Origin of the sequence: Aliirhizobium wenxiniae, assembly GCF_014201355.1 — a bacterium.
GTDB lineage: Bacteria > Pseudomonadota > Alphaproteobacteria > Rhizobiales > Rhizobiaceae > Neorhizobium > Neorhizobium wenxiniae.
Window position 1 is genome coordinate 1,630,717 of the sequence record NZ_JACHEG010000001.1, and the last position, 16,475, is coordinate 1,647,191.

Below are 16,475 nucleotides of genomic sequence, written 5' to 3' on the forward strand. Positions count from 1 at the left end.
AATGACAAGGAATACCAATATGATCGATATTCGCTCGCTCGTTCTCGTTGTGAACTGCGGCAGTTCTTCCGTTAAATTCGGCGTGTTCTCGGGTACCAACCGCGAGCCGCTTCTTTCGGCTCTGGCAGAAAACCTCGGACAGCCGGAAAGCCGGCTTGTCGTCAAGGAAAAGGGCGAAAAGACCGAAATGTCGCTCGATGGCGGAAGCCACGACGTTGCCCTGCAGAAGCTTCTCGGTATCCTCGATCAGAAGGGCTGGCTGAGTTCGATTGTTGCTGTTGGCCACCGCATGGTTCACGGCGGCGAACGCTTCTCTGCTTCCACCCTCATCACCGATGAAATCCTGCGCGAGATGGATGCGCTTTCCAATCTCGCTCCGCTGCATAATCCGGCAAACATCCTCGGCGTCCGGACGGCCATCGCAGCGCTGCCCAATGTTCCGCATGCGGCAGTCTTCGATACGGCCTTCCACACCACCATGCCGCAGGCTGCCTTTACCTACGCCGTCCCGCAGGATTGCTACCGCAATCTCGGCGTTCGCCGGTACGGCTTCCACGGCACCAGCCACCGTTTCGTCGCAGCGGAAGCAGTCGAGCTTCTTGGCCTCGACCCCAACGATCATGGCCTGGTTATCGCCCATCTCGGCAATGGTGCCTCGGCAACCGCCGTCCTGAACGGCAAGAGCGTCGACACGTCGATGGGCTTTACTCCGCTTGAAGGCCTTGTCATGGGTACCCGCTCCGGCGACATCGATCCGGGCGCACTTTTCCACATCGCCCGCGAGGACGGCCTGACGATCGACGAACTCGACACGCTGCTCAACCGCAAGAGCGGTCTGCTCGGCCTGTCCGGCCTGTCCAACGATTGCCGCACGCTGGAGAATGCCGAAAAGGAAGGCCATGAAGGCGCCAAGCTGGCTCTCGAGGTCTTCGTCCATCGCCTGGCCCGTTACATCGGTGGCCTCGCAACCTCGCTCCACCGCCTGGATGCAGTCATCTTCACCGGCGGCATCGGCGAGAACTCGGCAACCATGCGCCAGCGGACGATCGATCGCCTTTCGGTTCTCGGTCTCAAGCTTGATGCAGAGGCCAATGGCCAGATGTTCGGCGGACGTTGCGGCGTCATCACCGCGAAGGACAGCAAGGTAGCCGCAGCCGCCATCGCCACCAACGAGGAATGGATGATTTCCCACGATACGCTGGAGGCCGTCGCAGCGTCGACCGCCGCGTAACACTTTTCGCAGATCGCTCTATTTCAACCAATTCATAATGACCGCGAACATACAGAAGGATAATTCTAAATGTGCGCACGTATAATTTTCCTTGCTGCGGCAGCACAGGACGTCGGCCTGACCTCGCTCTCGCTTGGTTTGGTACGGGCACTGCAGCGAGACGGCATGAAGGTCGCCTTCGTCAAGCCGATCGCCCAGCCACGGTCTGAAAGCCGCGTCCAGAAGAAGGGTATCGACACGTCGAGCCACTTCGCCCGCACCCTGTGCATGACCAACTCGCCGGATCCGATCCCGTTTGAACGTGCTGAAGAGCAGATCCGCAAGGGTGACCTCGCAGCTCTGCTTGAAGACGTAGCAACAATGACGGAAGCCCTGCGCGCCGATCATGACGTGGTTGTCGTCGAAGGCCTGATCCCGCTCGCCAGCGCGCAGATCGCGCTTCGCCTCAACGTCGAAATCGTCCGCAGCCTTGGCGCTGACGTCATTCCGGTCCTGAGCGGCGTCGACTACGAGCCGAAATTCATCGCCGAAACAGTCGCCTTGATCCATCGCCAGTATGCGCGTGAGGGAAATTCGCCGCTTCTCGGCCTGATGATCAACAAGATGAAGGTAGCTGCGGATCGCGAAAAACTGAAGGAAGCCCTCGCTCCCTTCGGTCTCGCCTCGTCGACCATCCTGGGCGCGATCCCCTACGAGCCGAACCTCAACACCCCGCGCCTGTCCGATCTCGTCTCGTCGCTGGATCTCAGCGTCGTGCAGGGTTCCAAGCTCGATGCTGTGCGTGTCCGCGAGATCGTCGTCGGTGCACGCTCGGTCGAGAAGATGATCGACCGCCTGCGCCCCGAAACCCTCGTCGTCATGCCCGGCGACCGCAGTGATATCGCGCTTGCCTCGGCGCTGGCCCACAGCCGCGGCGTACCGCTTGCCGGCCTGCTTCTGACCTGCGGCGCACCGCTCGCAACCCCGGTCGCAGACCTGATGGCTTCGGTCGGCTCCAACATCCTGCCGATCCTGTCCACCCCCGATGACACCTATGCCACCGCCTCGCGCCTGGCCCATCTGAGCTACCATGTCAGCCAGGATGACAGCCAGCACATGGAAAAGGTCATCGATTTCGTCGCCGAACATATCGACACGACATCGCTGCGCGACCGCATCGGCACCTCGACCGAAGCACGCCTGTCGCCGCCGCGCTTCCGCAATCATCTGATCGAGGGCGCACGCCGCGCCAACAAGCGCATCGTGCTGCCCGAGGGTGAAGAACCCCGCACGCTGCAGGCCGCAGTCATCTGCCACCAGAAGGGCATTGCCCGCTGCGTCCTGCTCGGCCGCCCCGATGCCATCCAGATGATCGCCAAGGCCAAGGACATCGAACTGCCGGCCGATCTGGAAATCCTCGACCCGCAGGCCGTGCGCGCCAACTATGTCGACGCCATGGTCGAGTTGCGCAAGTCCAAGGGCATGACGCCTCCCCAGGCAATGGCCCAGCTGGAAGACACCGTCGTTCTCGGCACGATGATGCTTGCCGTCGGTGAAGTCGATGGTCTGGTCTCGGGTGCGGTCCATACCACCGCCAGCACGGTGCGCCCTGCCCTGCAGCTGATCAAGACGGAGCCGGGCCAGAGCATCGTCTCCTCGGTCTTCTTCATGCTGATGCCCGATCAGGTCCTGGTCTATGGCGACTGCGCCATCAACCCGAACCCGACGGCCGACCAGCTGGCGGAAATCGCCGTCCAGTCTTCCGACACGGCAAAGGCCTTCGGCATCGATCCGCGTGTGGCGATGATCTCCTATTCGACCGGCACGTCGGGTACCGGCGGTGATGTCGACAAGGTGCGCGAGGCAACCGAGCTTGCCAGGCAGCGCAAGCCCGATCTGCTGATCGATGGCCCGATCCAGTACGATGCGGCAAGCGTCGAAAGCGTCGGCCGCTCCAAGGCGCCCGACAGCCCGGTCGCCGGTCGCGCCAATGTCTTCGTCTTCCCGGACTTGAACACCGGCAACACCACCTACAAGGCCGTCCAGCGCTCCGCCGATGTCGTCTCGGTCGGCCCGATGCTGCAGGGCCTGCGCAAGCCGGTCAACGACCTGTCGCGCGGCGCCCTCGTCGACGACATCGTCTTCACCATCGCGCTAACAGCTATCCAGGCCGACCAGCAGACGGCGGGTGAAGCTGGTTCTGAGCCGGCACGGAAGGATGCGGTGAGCGCATGAACATTGCACAACAGGACCCGGAGAGTCGGGACAAGATGACTTCGGCCTTCTTTAGAGGGCCGGAGGCTGGAGGCTCGCTGACACCCGACGCGATTGCCGTCGCGGCAGAGGAAATGGGCGTCAAGAAAGCCAGCTATGACACGCTGACCCTGCTGGGTCTGGCGGTTCTCGCAGGCGCCTTCATCGGACTTGGCGCGATGTTCGCCACGACAACGGTTGCCGGGGCGGACGGGATGCTGTCCTACGGTCTCACCCGGCTTCTCGCCGGGCTGAGCTTCTCGCTCGGGCTGATCCTCGTGCTGATCGGCGGCGCGCAGCTGTTCACCGGCGACATGCTGATGGTCATGGCCTGGGCAAGCCGCCGCATTGCCACCACACGCATGGTCCACATCTGGGTCTTCGTCTGGTTCGGCAATCTGATAGGCGCCCTCGTCATCGCCGGCCTCGTATTCCTTTCGGGCCAGTACACGTTCGGCGGCAACGCAATCGGTGTCGCGGCACTGCACTACGCCGAAGCCAAGTCTGCCCTTCCGGTCGTCGAAGCCTTCTCGCTCGGTATTCTCTGCAACATACTGGTCTGCCTGGCCGTATGGCTTTCATTGGCCGGGCGCACGGTTGCGGACAGGATCCTTGCGATCGTCTTCCCGGTTACGGCCTTCGTTGCAGCAGGGTTCGAACACTGCGTCGCCAACATGTACTATCTCGGCCTCGGCCTGATGATCCGTTACGGCGCACCGGAAAGCTTCTGGACCGCCATCGGCCATGCGCCCGCCGAAATCCCGCTGAGTGGTGTCCTTACCAATCTGGCCGTCGTAACGGCTGGTAACTGGGTCGGCGGCGCTCTCCTCGTTGGTGGCGTCTACTGGTTCATCTACCGTCGTCCGGGCAAGCCCCACCACTGACTACCAATACCCGTGGCGCTGTTACACCCGCTCCAGCGCCACGGAGATACCCTGCCCGACCCCGACACACATGGTCGCAAGCGCGTAGCGCCCTCCGCGCCGGGAAAGCTCAAGCGCAGCCGTTCCCGAAATCCTTGCCCCAGACATGCCGAGCGGATGGCCGAGCGCAATCGCCCCGCCATTCGGGTTGATATAGTCGGCATCCTCCGCCAGCCCAAGCTCGCGCAGCACCGCAAGGCCTTGCGAAGCAAATGCCTCGTTCAACTCAATGACATCGAAGTCCTGAGCCGAAAGCTTCAGCATCGCACAGAGCTTTTGTGTTGCCGGCACCGGCCCGATGCCCATGACACGCGGCGCGACGCCGGCAGCTGCTCCACCTATGATGCGGGCAATCGGGGTCAGATCGTATTTCTTCGCAGCAGATTCCGAGGCAATGATCATCGCAGCTGCACCGTCATTGACGCCCGAGGCATTGCCCGCCGTCACGGTCCCGCCAACCTGTTTGAACGGAGTCGCCAGCCTGGCCAGTGCCTCGATCGTCGTCGCCCGTGGATGTTCATCTTTCGAAACGACCAATGCATCGCCCTTGCGCTGCGGAATGACAACCGGCGTGATCTCGGCGTCAAGACGGCCATTCTCCTGCGCGGCCGCAGCCTTCAACTGGCTGCGAAGCGCAAACGCATCCTGATCCTCGCGGGAGATGCCGTACGCCTCTGCGACATTCTCAGCTGTCTCCGGCATGGAATCGATGCCGTATTGCTTTTTCATCAACGGGTTGACGAAGCGCCAGCCGATCGTCGTGTCGTGGATTTCGGCATTGCGGGAAAAGGCGCTCTCGGCCTTGGGCAGAACGAACGGAGCACGGCTCATGCTCTCCACGCCGCCTGCAATCATCAATTCCGCCTCGCCCGCCTTGATCGCACGGGCAGCCGCAATCACCGCATCCATGCCCGAACCGCAAAGCCGGTTCATCGTCGTGCCCGGGACGGAAACCGGCAAGCCCGCGAGAAGCGAGGCCATACGGGCGACATTGCGATTGTCTTCCCCCGCCTGGTTGGCGCAGCCATAGATCACGTCGTCGACGGTGCTCCAGTCAACGGCAGCATGGCGCCCCATCAGCGTCCTGATCGGGATGGCGGCCAGATCATCTGTCCGCACGGATGCAAGCGTTCCGCCGAAACGGCCGATCGGAGTGCGGACATAATCGCAGATGAAGGCATCAGGCATAGCGCGGCTCCCGTGAATTCAGGAGCCGCAGCCAACACTACCACTGAAGAAATTACAAGCTTCAAATAAATTGCGATCAACAGGATGGCCGCTGTTTTGCAACTCAGAATCATCAACGGTACGGTCTCGCCAGAAAGCCCGACGCGAACATCACAGTCTTGTGGATCACGAGATATCTTGAGATTCAAACGGACCGATGCGGGAAACAACGGGCCTGCATCTCCACCCATGAGACGATAATGAATTAATTATCTTTCCGAACTAAATATTGAAATCGTAATTCTTTCGCCCTTTCGGCAGGGTTTCGACACACGCGGCATGTCGGCTGCTCATGCAGCAGGAAACGTTGCCCGTTACGGAAATACGAGGGGCAAAAATGACTGGCGCAACTGATCTCCGAAGCATTCTTTCGCGACCTGTTTTCTGGATCTTCGCTGCTTTTGTCCCGCTGATACTGCTGCTCATCATACCGACCGTGGCTCCGATCGGGCCGATGTACTGGGATACCTACCTCTATCTCGATGCGGCACAACGAATTTGGATGGGCCAGATCCCGAGCGTCGACTTCTCGACGCCCGTCGGGCCGATGCCCTATTATCTCTTCGCCGGCGGCTTGAAGCTTTTTCCAAATGCACAACCGCTTCTTCTGGCACAATGGTGCATATTACCGGTGGCAACGCCGCTTCTCGCGCTTGTGCTCACCGAGCTTTCCAAACGCAATCCGGCCCATGCTTTCGCGCTGCTTGTCCCCTTTCTTGTCTTTGCCACCTTCCCTTCCAATGTGGCCGCTTATCATCCGCTTCCGACCCTGGATGGCTTTGGCATCTACAATCGTCACGGCGTCATCTTTCTCTACGTCCTGACCAGCGGCCTCGTTTTCCTCAAGGACGGTCGCCGTATGGCGATCCTGGTCGCAGCAACCATGCTGGCCTTGTTTTTGACCAAGGTGACCGGTTTTCTGGTTGGCGGGCTTTTCTGCCTGCTGGCGCTTATTTCCGGCCGAATTTCGCTGCGTTACAGCATCGTTTCCGTCTTGCTCTTCGTTATCCCGCTCGGCATCACCGAACTGACCAGCGGTTTCGTCTCGGGTTATATACGCGACATCATCGAGCTCGCCGGGATGAATGAGGATTCGTTCCTACCCCGCTTCCTGACCGTCGCATCACTGAAGCTGGATGTGCTTCTGCCAGCGGGTTTTCTGGCACCGCTGCTGATCTGGCTGGACTGGACCCGCACCGACAGGAATATCCGCTTTTTCGATCATAGTTTCTGGTGGTTTTCGGTCGTCATCGCAGGCGGCGCAATTTACGAGACACAGAATACCGGCAGCCAGGAATTCATCTTCATATGGCCAGTCCTGCTGATGATATTCGAGCGCATCAGGCTTATCGACCAGGGACCGAAGATGGCCTTCCTCGCGCTGGCCGCGTTCTGCGTCATCCCTACCTTCACCAAGGTTGCGCATAAAACGCTGCGCGCCGTGGTCGTGGCACCAACCTATCAGCGGCTGGATCTTCCGGACGTGAAAAACCTGGCACAGGTATCTCAGCGACGAGAGATCATTGATCGCGCCGAATATCTGGAACCGCATTATGAGAACTTTGCCTCTGCCTATGCGGACCTGTCGGCACACGGACAGCTGCCGAGCTGGCAATATTATTCGGAACTCGATTTCCAGCTCTATTGGATCATCTCGGCCAACAGTCTGGTAGAATCGCTGAAGGCATTCGAGGCCAAGAACAATATCCGGCTGGAAAGCCTGATGAACCTCGACTTCACCAATCCCTTTCCATGGCTACTGGATCGTGATGCGACCAGGCACATCCAGATCGGCGCAGATCCTCATCGCACCGTTCCTCCACTGACGGATAAAGCCATCCAGTCGATCCGGGAGACGGCAGCGGTTCTGCGCCCGAAATGCCCGCTGACCACCGGACGCCGCATGCTTTTTGCCCATTACGAAGAAGCGCTGAAAGATCGCCAGGTTGTCGAAGTTCATCCCTGCTGGGATATTCTGCTGCGACCCGACATCCTTGCCGGAAAACAATAAAGGCCGGGCACAAGTCCCAGCCTCCTAGTTCTCTCGACAAGATCCGCTTACTTCACCTGTGCCGCGACGAAATCCTTGACGATACGGACGATGCCGCGGGACATGACCTCGTCGAATGCCGTGATGAAATCATCCACATGGCTCCTCTCGCAGATGAGCGGCGGCTCCAGGCGGATGACATTGCGGTTGTATTCGGTAAACGCAACCAGCACACCGTGATCGCGCAGCAGATGGCTTCCGATAAAGCCCGGCAGCGACCCCTTCAGCTTGTCGTCGAGCATGGCGACGACCGGGCGCAGCACGAGCGGCATGGTTTTCGACAGATCGTGGAATTCGATGCCGATCATCATGCCCTGACCGCGCACCTCCTTCAGAAGCGACGGGTAACGGACCTGAAGCTCCTTCAGGCGGGAGAGCAGGTAATCGCCCGTGTTCGCCGAATTGTCGATCAGGTGCTCGTCGTAAAGCACGTTCATCGCCTCGATGGAGGTGACACAGGCTTCGCCGATACCGCCAAAGGTTGCCATGGCATGGATCATCGCCGTCTTCGGCGTGCCATAGGCCTTCATGTGGACGTCGCGCTTGGCAATCATTGCGCCCATGGCCGACTTGCCGCCGCCGAGCGATTTGGCAAGAGCGGTCACGTCCGGCACGACACCGTGATGTTCGAATGCGTAGAACTTGCCGGTACGGCCGAAACCGCACTGCACTTCGTCGGCAACCCAGAGCACGCCATACTTGTCGCAAAGCTCACGCAGGCGCTGCCAGAAGGCGGTCTCGGCCTGGATGATGCCGCCACCGCCCTGCACCGTTTCCAGCACGATGACGCCAATCTCCGGATCGGTGCGGAAGGCAATCTCGATCGCATCGATATCACCGAACGGAACCTTGACCGTATTGTCGACAAGCTTGAATTCGCCGCGATAAAGCGAACCGTCGGTGACCGAAAGAACACCCTTGGTCTTTCCATGAAAGGAGTTTTCCGCATAGACGATCTTCGGCCGCTTCGGACCGGCGGCTCGTTCGGCCACCTTGATCGCCGCTTCCATCGCTTCCGAACCGGAAGAACCGAGGAACACCATATCGAGTTCGCCCGGCGAGCAGGCGGCAAGGTTATGCGCCAGCGCCGTTGCATATTGCGACATGAAGGCGATGGCAATTTCCTGACGGTTCTCGTCCTGGAACTTGCGGCGCGCATCGAGAATGCGGGGATGGTTGTGGCCCAGCGCCAGTGAGCCGAAACCACCGAAGAAATCGAGGATCTTGCGACCGTTCTGGTCGTAATAATACATGCCCTCGGCACGCTCGATCTTCACCTTGTGAAAGCCGAGCAGCTTCATGAAGTGAAGCTGGCCGGGATTGAGGTGACGGGTGAAGAGATCGGTCATCTTCGCCACGTCAAGCGCCTTGGCTTCTTCGACGGACAGAAGCGCAGGCTTGGCGACCGGTTCGCGAGCAGAATCGGCAGAAATGTCGATCATCACTTCGTCATTGTGATTGTTGAGGCTGATTGCATTGGCCATCGTAATTTCCTCTCAAGCTGCCTTGGCGTGGGCGACATTGTCCTGCGAACCGCCGGCAAGTCCCCTGCGATATTCGGAATAGGCGGCGATCAGCATGTCCTCGTCGCGATATTGCGGCACCCAGCCGAGTTCGCGCTCACCCTTGGATACGTCGAGAACGCACATCTCGTCGGCGATCAGATACTGTTCCGGATCCATGATCGGCATGTTGATCAGGTCGAACAGATCAAGTGTCCGCTTCACCGCCCATGCGGGCGTCGGCAGAAGGATCGACTTCGAACCGGCATGCTTGACGAGATCGCCCAGCAGTTTCCTGACCGGCGGCGGATTGAGCGAGCCGAGGTTGTAGACTTCGTTCGGCACACCGGCATTAAATGCAGAATGAGCGGCCGACGCGCAGTCGAATACCGAAATAAACTGGTACGGGTTCTTGCCCGAGCCGATCATCGGCACCGGCAGATTGTTATCGATCAGCTTGAACAGCTTGGACAGGATACCGAGGCGGCCGGGACCGATGATCAGGCGCGGGCGAAACAGCGAGATGTTCATCCCACGCTGACGCCATTCGACCGCCAGTTCCTCGGTCTTCAGCTTGGAAAGCCCGTATTCGCCGAGCGGCGCGACGGGATGTTCCTCCGTCTGCGGCCAGACATAGGTGTGGCCATAGACCATGTCCGTGGTGAAATGCACGAGCGACGCAGCACCTGCCTGATCCATCGCCTTGATGATGTTCTCGGTGCCGTAATAATTGACCGGGAAGAAGAAGTCGTGCCGCTTGGCGCGTACCTGCAGGGGCGACAGCATCTTGGCGGAGAGATTGTAGACCATGTCGTCGGCCCGGATGCCGACCCTGGCGATCGAGGCGGGATCGGTCACATCAACATTCTCGAAGCGGATGTCGCCATAATGCGGCAGATCGCTCTTTGCGATATCGGCAACGATGACCTCATGGCCCTCAGCCTGCAGTCTCGGTGCAAGGTGGCGCCCTACGAAACCGTCACCGCCGAAAATGATATGTCTCATGATTTTGATCCCCGTCGTTCTGTCGGTTCTGATTTTGAATTGGTCAGGAATTGACGCGTTCGATGGACGCCGTCTGGTCCGGAACTTCCTTGTGCCCGCTCTGCGCGATCAGCACCGTGCCGACGCAAATGAAGGCAATGCCGGCGATTTTCATCGCGCCGAGTTCTTCCTTGAAAAGCAGCCATGCCAGAACCGCCACCGCGACATAGGCAAGGCTGAGGAACGGATAGGCGAAGGACAGATCGACCTTGCTCAGCACATAAAGATGTGACGCCATCGAGATGACGAAGGTCGTGAGCCCGAAGAAGACCCAGGGGTTGAAGACGATCTGGAACACCCGCTGGATGATCGTGTCCGCCGAAAAGCTGATCGGCCCCAGTGACAGCATGCCCTGTTTCAGAAGCAGTTGCGCCGCCGCATTGGTCAGCACCGTGAAGAGGATGAAAGGAATATATTTCATGATTGTCCTCGTGGGTGATCCGTGGCAAGCGCCGTGCGGCGCCAGAAATCAGAGCAGAAGCTTTCGTCCCGGAGCTTTTCAAGCTGTGGCCATTCCGGAAAACCGGCCTTGAACACCTCGGCGCTCATGCGGCTGTCCTTGTAGGGATTGACCCGCCCGCCGGCATCGAGCGTCATCCGGTCCAGAAGCATCAGCAGCTTGAGCGTCGATTGGCCGTGGTTCGGAAAATCCATCGTCAACGTGTAGCCGGGACGCGGAAACGACATGAAACCGGGAGAAGCGACATCCCCGAAGCGCTTCAAGACGGTCAGGAAAGACGACAATCCGGCCTTGCGGCTCGCTTCGAGCATGGCCGGGATGACCGAGCGACCGGCCTCGAACGGAATGAGGCTCTGATGCTGATAGAGACCACTCGGCCCATAAAGCCGGTTCCAGTCCCCGACACCGTCGAGCGGATAGAAGAACTTGCCATAACCTGCCAGATGCGGCGCGGACTTGAGCCTGTTCACATTGAAATAGGCCGTGTTGAACAGCCCGAGGCTGACCCTGTTCAGCGCCGAAAATGGCAGCTCGAACGGAACGCTGAGCTTCGCCTTCACCCCTTCAGTGCGAAAATTGCCGTTCTGCGCGTGATTGCCGGTAATCAGCACGCCACGGCCGGCTGATGTGCCGGATGCCAGCTGATCCAGCCAGGCAACGGAATATTCGTTTTCCTTGTCGGCATCTGCTGCAAGATCGAAATACCCGTCCAGACTGGAAAAGACAGTCACTTTTTCATCTATGTCGAGCGAGCCGACCTTCATCAGCTTCAGCCGTGCAGACAGGATAAGACCGGTCAGCCCGAGGCCTCCGATCGTCGCCGAAAAAAGTTCGGCATTTTCGCTGGCGCTGCAATGATAGGTATGGCCATCGGACCGTAGCAGTTCGAAGCTTTCGACATGGCAACCGAACGTGCCGCGCAGATGGTGGTTCTTGCCGTGAACGTCATTGGCAATTGACCCGCCGAGCGTGACGAAGCGAGTGCCGGGCGTCACGGGCAGGAAAAAACCATGGGGAGCGATATGGTCGATCAGTTCTTCCAGCGATATGCCGGCTTGCGCCTCGACGACACCCGTCTCGACATCGAGGCCGAGCACGGACTTCTGCTGCCGCATCGGGACAAGTGATCCGGCATCGTTATGGCAGCTGTCGCCGTAGGATTTGCCGTTCCCGAAAGCCAGCAGACCCGAGCGGCTGCTCATACCACCGCGCAAGGCCTGCACCGCCTGTTCAAAGGCGATCGCCTGCCTGGAATGGCGATTGATACGGCCGAAACTGTCGAGGCTTGCCTGCATCACAACACACTTGCCGCGATGAAGAGTACCGCACCGGCCGCGATGATCAATTGGCTGCGCCAATCGGTTGCGATGAAGACGACCGGATCGTCGTCCAGTTCCTTGCGGTGGGCAAGGATCCAGATGCGTATGTTGATGTAAAGCACCATCGGCACCAGCGGCCAGATCACCCAGGGTTCGCTATAGAGCGCCCGGATGTCCGGGGACTGGATATAGAGGGCGAGAACCAGCGCAGCAGCGAATGCCGACGCCACGCCGCTCTGTGCAACGATGTGGATGTCTTCCGGACGATAACCACGGCCGGCGATCCGGTCGCCCACGTCGACGGTCGCATAGCGCAATTCGACATAACGCTTCACTAGCGCCAGCGACAGGAAGAAGAACAGGCCGAAAGCGATGAGCCAGAAGGAAAGCGGCAGGTCGGTCGCCGCCTTGCCACCGAGTATCCGCAGGGCGTAGAGCCCTGCAAGGCAAAGCACGTCGATCAGCAACATCCGCTTCAAGGCCAGCGAATAGGCGGTCGTCACCACCAGATAGAGAACGATGACAGCCGCGAATTGCAACGGCAACAGCGAGCAGATGGCAGCCGTCGCAACCAGCAGCAGCGCGGAAACCGTAAGACCATAGGGAATCGAGATCGAACCGCTTGCGAAAGGCCGGTTGCGCTTCGTCGGATGTTGCCGATCAAGCGGCAGGTCGAGAATGTCGTTGATGATGTAGATGGCGGAAGCCGAAAAGGAAAATGCCACCATGGCCAGCGTGGTTGCAATGAAAGTCTGCGGCTCGATAACGGTGTGCGCAAGGACCGGAGAGGCAAAAACGAGAAAGTTTTTCAGCCACTGATGCACCCGCAGCATCTTGATATAGGTCTTGATACCCACATACTTGGCATCGAAACGCATCGAGGCATGGGTTCTCTGATACCGGTCGGCAGTAGAATCGGGAGCAACGACGATTGCATTTCTCGCGCTCTGGAATACCGCGATATCTGCACGATCGTTTCCGGCATAATCGAAGCCTTGCGATCCATAGAGTTTCGACAGCAACGCAGCTTTGTTATGCGCAGCAAGGTTGGTCGTTTCGTCCGTATGATAGATGGCACTGAACAGGCCGAGATGTGCCGCAACGGCTTTGGCAAAAGGCTCCGCAGCTGCGGTGACCAGGATAAGTTCGCGCCCTCGCACCCGCTCTGCGCGCAAATAGGAAACGAAATCTTCGCGGTAGGGCAAATGGCTGGCATCAAGCGTCACGCGACGCGCGATTTCGGTCTTGAGACGTGCCTTGCCCGAAAGCAGCCAGATCGGCAGGAGAAACAGGTATAGGGGGTTTGCTCTCAAAAGCTGGAAAACGCTTTCCCACAACAAATCTGTCGAAATCAGCGTTCCGTCCAGATCGACCGCCAAAGGTATGTCAACGATGTTCTGTAGGCGCACATTCATTGTCAAAATGGTCCCTCTGCCGATAGTAGGAACGTCACCGCAACAGGGATGAAATAGCTTGACGCCTCATTGAGTCAGGCAGCTTTCCGTTGGCAAATGACATTCGCCACAACCAAACATTGCGCTGCAGCTGGCCGGAAAATATGCCGCAACCAAGAATCAGCAGTTAATAACATCCAGCCTTGCTTCGCTTTGGAGCGCGTTTTCTCAGTCAATTTCGATTAGGGTTTAGAATTCACTGGAAGGCGTTGCTAATGAAGTGTTACGTCGTTTCCGACAAATGTTTGGAAAAACGCCGATACATTATCGGACTTGCGTAACTTTGGCTCGTTTTACAACAACCGAGCCATTCGCAGACAGAGTTGTCGTAGGTTGAAGCATGGTTTACGATTCCCGCGATCGAGCTTGAAGGCGGCATGCTCGGACCTAGAGCGGATGGTCGTCCGGCAGGCGAGCATCGTAGCCAGGCAAGGCTCTAAGCCCGACTGACAAAGCGCTCGATCACGTCCATCAATGGCTTGGCCTTGTAATCGCGGTCCAGCGGTAAGGGACGGTTCGGACTCCCGTCATCGCGTGTAAACCACATAGGCACCCAAGTATAGCGATCGGTAATACCCCAGGTCAGGATCGCGGTTGGCCGGTTTGCATCAAAAATCGCCTGGAGAAGATCGCTGGCACGGCCGGCGATAACCTCGTCGCGCTGTTTTTCATCAGCAGGCAGGAGATTGTCGATAACGTCGAGTTCCGTGACAAGCACATCGACATCCATCGCCTTGAGTTCGGCCACGAAGGAGGAAACGCCTTCCTTGTCGATCTCGTATTGCCCTTTCAGATGCCCTTGAAAACCGACGGCGTGGATCGGCGCGTCGCGATCACGAAGATCGCGCACGACGCGCAAAAGCGCATCCCGCCGGTTCTTGAACTGCTCGCCGACACATTCGATATCGTACTCGTTGATCACGAGCTGAACCTTCGGATCGGCTTCCTCAGCCCGGCGAAACGCGGTCTCGATATATCCCCTACCCATGTTTTCCAGCCAGAGATTGGGCCGCAGATAATCGGAACCACGCGGGTCCTCGGCAATCGCTTCATTGATGACGTCCCAGCTGGGAATCCGTCCCTTATATTGTCCGACCACTGTTCGAACATGTTTGCTCAGCGCTTTTTCGGCAGCCTTGCCGCCGCGAATGGAAGACGTCCATTCGGGCATAGCGGCATACCAGATCAGCGTGTGGCCACGCATCTTCATGCCGTTCTGGTCGGCAAAGGCGAGAAGCTTGTCACCTTCATAAAAATCGAACCGATCCTCCGAAGGCCTCACCGCTTCCCATTTCAGCCCGCCTTCAGGCACCACCAGCTGGCAATGATCCACAAGCGCGGTTCGGTACGCAAAATCGTCCACGAGAGCATCACCACGCACCGCCGAGCCGTAAGCTATCCTTGGCGGTGGCGAAGCCTGGACAACGGGGACCTGAAACGCCGTATGTGCCGCAACGGCAAGACTTGCCTGAATGAAATCCCGTCTGCGCATGGACTTTCTCGCCTTGATCGGAGGATAAGCCGGCCTAGCGCGGCCACCGGCAGGTCAAGGGAAGCTAGCTGCCAGGCGTTATGATAATATTACCTTGCCCGACGAAGGTTCTTCACGGCCGGTTAACGTATATCGGTCTCCTGTTGAGATGAACCATGATGTCTCGCAGCACGACAGGACCCGTCATTTTGCGGCAAGCAGGAGCAATTTCACAAGGGAGAGCGTTGCCGGCCATGAATGCCGGCCGCGCGACATGGAGCGCTGGCTCCGTGATCCTGCTTTTGCTCCTTTGCTATTTCTGGATCGGCCTCACGCCATTTGCCCATTCGGATGGCAAGGGCGGCCTGCCTTCCACCGGCAACCTCCTGAACCAGATGGTGATCATAGTCCTTTTCACCATGGCGATTGCAAACCTGTGGCGCAATCCGGGCCGGAGCGCGCTCTTCAGCCCGCATGCGCTGCTGGCCTTGATACTTCTCTGGTTCTGCTTCGTTTCGCTATTGTCCTTCGATCCCGCAACGGCGTTTCGAAGGATCGTTTACGCGTTGCTCGTCTGCGGCTGCGCGAATGCAGCTTTGCTGCTGCCGCGTGACAGCCGTGACTTTGCAAGAGTGCTTGCCACCGGCACGGTGGTGATCCTGCTGCTCAATTATTTCGCCGTGATAGCAATGCCCACCGTCGGCATTCACGGATCGAACGAAGTTGAAGCGGCTCTGGCCGGAGATTGGCGCGGAATTTTCGGCCACAAGAACGCAGCAGCGGCCGGCATGGTCTATCTGGTTCTGTTTGGTCTCTACCTGCGTAAAGCCTCATATCCGCGGCTGGGATCGATTATTGCGATCCTGGCGGCTATTTTTCTTCTTTTCGCTGGAGGCAAGACATCGACTGCGATGCTTCCCGCGGTTCTATTGTTGGGCTGGTTATTCGAGCATTGCAGACCGCTACGTGCTTTGCTCACGATCGGCCTCGTCATCGCGATGAACGTCATCCTCATCGGGCTTTCAAGCTCGCCCGCGACAAGTTCCATACTGGCAAGCGTCGGGATCGACGCGACCTTCACGGGTAGAAGCTCGATCTGGGCTTTCGCTCTTGCCCGCATCTCCGATGCCCCGATCATGGGATATGGTTTCCAGTTGCTGTGGGGAAGCGAATTCCTGCGCGACATCACGACCGAATCCTGGGCCTTTCTCGCTGCCCATTCCCATAACTCATTCCTTGAAACACTTCTGAATGGCGGCTTTCCGGCTCTCATCCTCATGATCCTCTGGCTTCTCATCCTGCCGCTCAGGGATGCAGGCGAGGCCTTTGCCACGCAGAACGATGTGGGCCTGACGCGGCTCTTCCTGCGTATCTGGATCTTTTCGATCCTTCTGGCAGGCCTCGAAAATCTCTTCTTCGTCAACAACGGCCCTTTGTGGTTCACGATGCTCATCGCCGTGTTCGGGCTGAGATTGCAGGCCGGCGCAAGCCTCCAGTCCCAGCAGTGATGTGGGCCGCGCCCGTTAGCGCCATGTGATATTAACTGAAAGCCCAACATAGAT

General features: G+C 58.6%; 12 protein-coding genes. 5 read left to right on the plus strand and 7 right to left on the minus strand.

Annotated elements, in window-relative coordinates; genetic code table 11:
* Positions 1 to 19 precede the first annotated feature (19 nt).
* From HNQ72_RS07865 to HNQ72_RS07875, 3 genes are all read left to right on the plus strand, one after another.
* Positions 20 to 1,231, plus strand: coding sequence for an acetate/propionate family kinase (locus HNQ72_RS07865; protein ID WP_183991109.1), 1,212 nt, complete (start codon positions 20 to 22; stop codon positions 1,229 to 1,231).
* Between the two features lie 69 nt (positions 1,232 to 1,300).
* Positions 1,301 to 3,445, plus strand: coding sequence for a phosphate acetyltransferase (gene pta / locus HNQ72_RS07870; RefSeq protein WP_183991111.1), 2,145 nt, complete (start codon positions 1,301 to 1,303; stop codon positions 3,443 to 3,445).
* Entirely contained in the window at positions 3,442 to 4,347 is a 906-nt protein-coding gene (locus tag HNQ72_RS07875; RefSeq protein WP_244654327.1) for a formate/nitrite transporter family protein, read from the plus strand. Before pta ends, HNQ72_RS07875 begins: the two co-directional genes overlap by 4 nt.
* A 21-nt stretch (positions 4,348 to 4,368) precedes the next feature.
* On the opposite strand, the gene pcaF is transcribed toward HNQ72_RS07875, so the two are convergent.
* A complete protein-coding gene (gene pcaF / locus HNQ72_RS07880) occupies positions 4,369 to 5,574 on the minus strand; it encodes a 3-oxoadipyl-CoA thiolase (RefSeq protein WP_183991113.1) in 1,206 nt (401 codons plus the stop codon).
* A 376-nt stretch (positions 5,575 to 5,950) separates the two neighbouring features.
* Between pcaF and HNQ72_RS07885 the strand changes: the two genes are divergently transcribed.
* Complete coding sequence (locus HNQ72_RS07885; protein WP_210319501.1) at positions 5,951 to 7,624, plus strand: hypothetical protein; 1,674 nt, start codon at positions 5,951 to 5,953, stop codon at positions 7,622 to 7,624.
* 47 nt (positions 7,625 to 7,671) lie between these two features.
* Here HNQ72_RS07885 and HNQ72_RS07890 read toward each other — a convergent pair whose 3' ends face one another.
* The 6 genes from HNQ72_RS07890 to HNQ72_RS07915 form a co-directional block, all read right to left on the minus strand.
* Positions 7,672 to 9,105, minus strand: coding sequence for an aspartate aminotransferase family protein (locus HNQ72_RS07890; RefSeq protein ID WP_183991423.1), 1,434 nt, complete (start codon positions 9,103 to 9,105; stop codon positions 7,672 to 7,674).
* 54 nt (positions 9,106 to 9,159) lie between these two features.
* Complete coding sequence (locus HNQ72_RS07895; RefSeq protein WP_183991115.1) at positions 9,160 to 10,170, minus strand: NAD-dependent epimerase/dehydratase family protein; 1,011 nt, start codon at positions 10,168 to 10,170, stop codon at positions 9,160 to 9,162.
* 43 nt (positions 10,171 to 10,213) lie between these two features.
* Positions 10,214 to 10,630: an EamA family transporter gene (locus tag HNQ72_RS07900; protein WP_183991117.1), complete on the minus strand. Its 417-nt coding sequence runs from the start codon at positions 10,628 to 10,630 to the stop codon at positions 10,214 to 10,216.
* On the minus strand, positions 10,627 to 11,964 hold the full coding sequence (locus HNQ72_RS07905) for an FAD-binding oxidoreductase (protein WP_183991119.1): 1,338 nt from the start codon (positions 11,962 to 11,964) through the stop codon (positions 10,627 to 10,629). Before HNQ72_RS07905 ends, HNQ72_RS07900 begins: the two co-directional genes overlap by 4 nt.
* Positions 11,964 to 13,403 (minus strand): UbiA family prenyltransferase, encoded by a 1,440-nt coding sequence (locus HNQ72_RS07910; RefSeq protein WP_183991121.1) that lies wholly within the window; start codon positions 13,401 to 13,403, stop codon positions 11,964 to 11,966. The genes HNQ72_RS07905 and HNQ72_RS07910 overlap by 1 nt, the downstream gene beginning before the upstream one ends.
* 475 nt (positions 13,404 to 13,878) lie before the next feature.
* On the minus strand, positions 13,879 to 14,934 hold the full coding sequence (locus HNQ72_RS07915; protein WP_183991122.1) for an endo-1,4-beta-xylanase: 1,056 nt from the start codon (positions 14,932 to 14,934) through the stop codon (positions 13,879 to 13,881).
* 233 nt (positions 14,935 to 15,167) lie between these two features.
* Between HNQ72_RS07915 and HNQ72_RS07920 the strand changes: the two genes are divergently transcribed.
* A complete protein-coding gene (locus HNQ72_RS07920; RefSeq protein WP_183991124.1) occupies positions 15,168 to 16,421 on the plus strand; it encodes an O-antigen ligase family protein in 1,254 nt (417 codons plus the stop codon).
* Positions 16,422 to 16,475 lie beyond the last annotated feature (54 nt).